5 protein-coding genes are annotated in these 3,302 nt (G+C 54.9%); 2 read left to right on the top strand and 3 right to left on the bottom strand.

The features are described 5' to 3' along the window. Positions 1-8 precede the first annotated feature (8 nt). A complete protein-coding gene (locus K8V32_RS03695) occupies positions 9-428 on the bottom strand; it encodes an SseB family protein (protein ID WP_303903061.1) in 420 nt (139 codons plus the stop codon). Between the two features lie 368 nt (positions 429-796). On the opposite strand from K8V32_RS03695, the gene K8V32_RS03700 reads away from it, so the two are divergent. Next, positions 797-1,144 (top strand): glycine betaine ABC transporter substrate-binding protein, encoded by a 348-nt coding sequence (locus K8V32_RS03700; RefSeq protein WP_303903064.1) that lies wholly within the window; start codon positions 797-799, stop codon positions 1,142-1,144. On the opposite strand, the gene K8V32_RS03705 is transcribed toward K8V32_RS03700, so the two are convergent. Both K8V32_RS03705 and K8V32_RS03710 read right to left on the bottom strand, forming a co-directional pair. Then, on the bottom strand, positions 1,134-2,303 hold the full coding sequence (locus K8V32_RS03705) for an MFS transporter (RefSeq protein WP_303903067.1): 1,170 nt from the start codon (positions 2,301-2,303) through the stop codon (positions 1,134-1,136). The genes K8V32_RS03700 and K8V32_RS03705 overlap by 11 nt on opposite strands. 270 nt (positions 2,304-2,573) lie before the next feature. After that, complete coding sequence (locus tag K8V32_RS03710) at positions 2,574-2,903, bottom strand: DUF2218 domain-containing protein (protein ID WP_303903070.1); 330 nt, start codon at positions 2,901-2,903, stop codon at positions 2,574-2,576. A 136-nt stretch (positions 2,904-3,039) separates the two neighbouring features. On the opposite strand from K8V32_RS03710, the gene K8V32_RS03715 reads away from it, so the two are divergent. Continuing rightward, the coding region (locus K8V32_RS03715; protein ID WP_303903073.1) for an iron chaperone at positions 3,040-3,302 on the top strand (263 nt) is incomplete at its 3' end.

A 3,302-nucleotide genomic window follows, 5' to 3' on the forward strand; every position in this document is an offset into this window, starting at 1 on the left:
GCTCGGAGTTATTCCTGACCGAGTTGCGTGATGATTTCGTTTCGAACGGCTGCGACTTGGTCCTTGCCCAGGCCGAATTGCCGTGGGGTACCAAAATCAATCACGATCCCGGCATCTGTCACGGACTGAATGATTGCTGAGCCCGGTACCACACTGACGTGTGGGGCGGCTTCACTAAAGTCTTCGGGGATATCATCCGGCGAGGTGAAAAGCGGCATCACGGGGTTGTCGTCGGTGTCCTGCAGCATCAGTGGACTCACGGAACCGTCGTCGCCGGCTTTGTCTACTGAGGGAAACACTACCTGCGAGTTGAGGAATGCATTGATGACATCAACAACTTGGTCATTGGTGGTTTCTTCGCCGTCCGTGGCGATCATCAGCTTTTCGATGAGATTGGTCTGTTCGGGGAACCCTGCATCCTGTGTCATCTTCAAACCTCAATTACTTCTTCGCTAACGCACCTGCAGTTGCACAGGTATGACCCTCTCCACGCTACGCGTTCACCGGTGCTGTGGGAAATCGCCCGCTGGTTGCCCACGGTGCCGACCCAGCCGGTGACTCCAGCGGATACTCTGGGCGATAGTCGCGGTGAACCCGCCGGTCATCAAGTAACCTACCCCGCGCTTTCTTGGAGATCTTTGCACAGCGATGTCTCAGTGACTTTCATGTGCATATGGTAGCCAACGATGATCAGCACGAAAGACACCAGGAGTGATACTCCGATGAAGAGAACTATTCAGTGGACAGGAGCACTGAGCGGCTCCTGAGGATCTCTGAGGCCCTGAATGGTCGAATCATGGGAGGTGTTGGCCTCAGCATAATTACCGAAGACGAAGTCATGCCACACCATGGGCTCGAGCAAGACTTTGAGCTGCAGCTGTCCTCCACCAGTGCCATGCTCGGTGACCCCGAACGCGCAATGAATACCGAAGAAGAGATCGTTGTGACGCTACGGACGCCGTTCTGGGCGACCGTCAATTTCGATGTGAGCCAGCTGGAAGATCCCGACAATATTTATAGTGAACCAGAAAGCCTGCACACTCTGGGACGCCTGGTTAGAAGAAAACCCCGATATTGTCGAACAAATGTCCGGGTACTTGAACGAGTAACTGCTATTGACGCAACGTGTCCGGTTATCGAGTGACCTGATACCGTGCCAAACCGGCAACCGCAACCAGGGTCAAAACCACAGCAAGCCCGGAACCGGCTCCAAAAATCAGTGTCCACCGACCAGCCTCGGCTAAAGTTCCTGCCACCGCGGTACTAACAGCGCTTCCGGCAAATAGAGCGCCGGCAAAGAAGGCGACCGTCATTCCCCGGGCATCCGGGACTACCTGAGTCGCCCAGGATTGTAACCCGGTATGCATAAACGCCCAGGTTCCACCAAGTAGCAACGCCGCAATGACGACGGTCAGTACCGCTAAGTGCACAGCAACGACGCCTAATCCAGCTACCAGACAGCAGCCTCCCAACAGCACGACTTGTGGACCGCTCAACCGTGCCGTGAGGGGACGAACCAGGCGCGAAAAGACCAGTGTTGCCACCCCGTAGGCGGCTACCGACAGTCCAGCAAAACTCGTTTCGATACCTTGATATTCCAATGCTGGTGCTAGCAAAGTGAGAATACCGAGCACCAGGGCCCCTTCAACAAATGCCAAGCACACCACAAAGACTGCCCACTTGTCGCTGAAGAACAATTTCAGTGCAGCAAGCACCCCGGTGCGATGCTCGCGGTCGGGTTCATTGAGCCGAAATAACGGTATGAGACTTGCAAGCGCCAGCGTGGCGGACAGTGCGAAGACAACCCGCCAGGTGAAAACCTGTCCCAAGAAGCCCGCCGCCGCGGTGGCCAGCGCGGTGCCCACCGCGATCGCTGCCATGAGATCGGACAGCGCTGATTGTCGGTGACGCAGCGCAGTCGTATCCCCCACGTAGGTAATTGCCGCCGGAACGATCGCTCCAAAAAACCCACCGGTCAGAGCTCGCGCGATCGTCAACAACACCAGATTGGGTGCAAAAGCAGAACTCAGGCCACAGATGAGTGCCCCGGTGAGGGCCACGCGCATGATGGTCAGTCGGCCGAATTTATCGGACAGCATCCCCCACAGCGGTTGGCTAAGTCCATAGGTGAAAAAATAGACCGAGGCGACCGCCACCGCGACACTGAGTGGCACGTGGAAGTCCAACGCCAAAATCACCAGGAGCGGAGAGACACCAAACCGGTCCACGCTGGAAGTAAAAGCAGCCAGAGACACTGCAGCTGGCGGCCGAGTCAGCGCAGTATGGGATGTATGAGAGACCACAGTGCTACCTTATCGCTGTCATACATCAGATTTGCCAATACCCGGTATCCCGCAATATTTCGAAGGGACCGGCGTCGTAAATTCGGAAAGTGCACTTGGGTTGCAGGAGACGAATACAACCGCCTAACCGGGGGCCTATCCTGTCGTGTTCCAACCTGCTGAAGACGCCAGCCAGGCTGGGTAACCGATGACGGTGGACGGCGAGCGCCACCTACTAGCGCATCATTGATCAGCTCACTGATTGAAAAATCACTACCACTTGATGTGAAGTTATTCGGTAGCTTGCCGGGTTCCCGAAGCATTATCGTTACGGTGCCACTGCACTTCAATTTCAAGGTTTCGGGCAAACCCCACCAGGTGACGACCGACCACATTCTCAAGCCGTTCCGCAGCATCAGCGGGTCCCTCAACAGACAGTTCAAGCCGGTCCGCCGCCGCGACTACTTCAGCACGATCTTCCCCAAGGTTGACCCAGCCGCGTTCTGCTTCTGCATCCCATTCCCCACCGTTTTTGCGTTTTAAGTGGTTGACCAGTTGTTTACCGTAGCGTGCAGGACGCTCAATCATCACGGTGGCTTTACTCAATATGTTCTGTGACAAGCTGTAATCCTTTTCTTCAAGTTCGTGTTGCACATCTACCTGAGATCCTAGGTGGCCAAGACTCGGGGCTCCATAGTTAGGGTTCACGAGCGCATTGGGCTATTCATGAACATCTAGCGCCAACTACAGTGGAGCCATGGAGACACTACAGGAATATCTAGACACCATTCCCAACGACGAGAACCGTGCCAAACTTGAACAGGTTATTCAGTGGGTGACGGAAACCTATCCAGATCTTAAAGTCGAGATCAAATGGAATCAGCCCATGATGACGCACAATGGTACGTTCATTATCAGTTTCAGTGCATCTAGCAAACATTTTTCCATCGCCCCAGAACTACAAGTGCTCGAAGAATTCCGGGACAAGCTCACCGAGGCTGGGTATTCACACAGCAAGGC

It is taken from the genome of Enteractinococcus helveticum, from assembly GCF_020742345.1.
In the GTDB taxonomy this organism is placed as follows: domain Bacteria; phylum Actinomycetota; class Actinomycetes; order Actinomycetales; family Micrococcaceae; genus Yaniella; species Yaniella helvetica_A.

Coding starts and splice junctions, on each gene's coding strand:
- K8V32_RS03700 (WP_303903064.1), top strand. CDS start 797: ATGGGAGGTGTTGGCCTCAGCATAATTACCGAAGACGAAGTCATGCCA.
- K8V32_RS03695 (WP_303903061.1), bottom strand. CDS start 428: ATGACACAGGATGCAGGGTTCCCCGAACAGACCAATCTCATCGAAAAG.